We start from the raw sequence: 1,310 nt of genomic DNA, 5'->3' as shown, positions 1-1,310 counted from the left end.
GGACCTGGCAGTTTATGATCGTTGCTACGTTCGTTACATTCTTTATGGGGATTAATACCTCTAAAGAATATGCTGAACACGAGTGGCCGATCGACATATTGATCGCATTCTCATGGATCATTTTTGGTATCAATATGTTCCTGACTATTTCTAAGAGAAGAGTGAGACACCTTTATGTAGCCATCTGGTTCTACATCGGTACCTGGATTGCAGTAGCAATGCTTCACATCTTCAACAACCTTGAAGTACCTTTATCTTTCACAGGCTGGAAATCTTATTCAGCATATGCAGGGGTAAAAGATGCTATTGTACAGTGGTGGTATGGACACAATGCGGTTGCATTCGTATTGACGACTCCGGTTCTTGGTTTAATGTATTACTTCCTTCCGAAGGCTGCAGACAGACCGGTATTCTCTTATAAACTGTCTATTATTCACTTCTGGTCATTAATTTTCGTATATATCTGGGCTGGTCCTCACCACCTTCAGTATACAGCTCTTCCGGCTTGGGCTCAGGCGGTAGGAACAGGTTTCTCTATCATGCTTATTGCACCATCCTGGGGAGGTATGTTAAATGGTCTTCTTACGCTGAGAGGAGCTTGGGATAAAGTAAGAGAAAATCCTATCCTTAAGTTCTTCGTAGTAGCTGTTACCTGTTATGGTATGGCAACGTTTGAAGGACCGCTTTTGGCAACTAAAAACATCAACAAAATTGGTCACTTTACAGACTGGGTTATCGGTCACGTTCACTTAGGAGCTCTTGGATGGAATGGTTTCATGGCATTCGGGGTTATCTATTACCTGGTACCAATCATGTGGAGAACAAAACTTTGGTCTGTAAAATTAGCTAACTGGCATTTCTGGTTAGGTACTTTAGGAATCATTTTCTATGCAGTTCCAATGTATATTTCAGGATTTACACAAGGATTAATGTGGAAGCAGTTCAACCCGGATGGAACCTTATTATGGAAAAACTGGTTGGATACGGTAACGGCAATTATTCCTTACTTCAAAATGAGATTCGTAGGAGGTTTATTCTATATCTCAGGATCTATCCTGATGATTGTAAACGTAATTGCTACAGTAAGAAAAGGATCATTCCAAAAAGAAGTTCCTGCTGAAGCTCCAGCGTTGGCAAACATCAGCAAAAACAGAAAAGAAGGAGAAGGTACTCACCTTTGGCTGGAAAGAACTCCGGTATTATTAGGTATCTTATCTTTCATCACGATATCAATCGGTAGTTCAATTGAAATTATTCCAACACTATCTCTTAAGAAAAGTGTACCTACGATTTCTGCGGTAAAACCTTAT

At 40.3% G+C, this 1,310-nt stretch carries 1 protein-coding gene; it reads left to right on the top strand.

Features of this window, described 5'->3' with window-relative positions; all coding sequences use genetic code 11:
* Positions 1-1,310: cbb3-type cytochrome c oxidase subunit I (locus tag GB932_RS22105; protein ID WP_197517210.1), on the top strand; the 1,310-nt coding region annotated here is incomplete at both ends.

This window comes from Microbacterium karelineae, assembly GCF_009745985.1.
Lineage (GTDB): Bacteria > Actinomycetota > Actinomycetes > Actinomycetales > Microbacteriaceae > Microbacterium > Microbacterium karelineae.
Note: the sequence above shows the minus strand (reverse complement) of the source record. Positions and strands in the feature narration are given on the sequence as shown.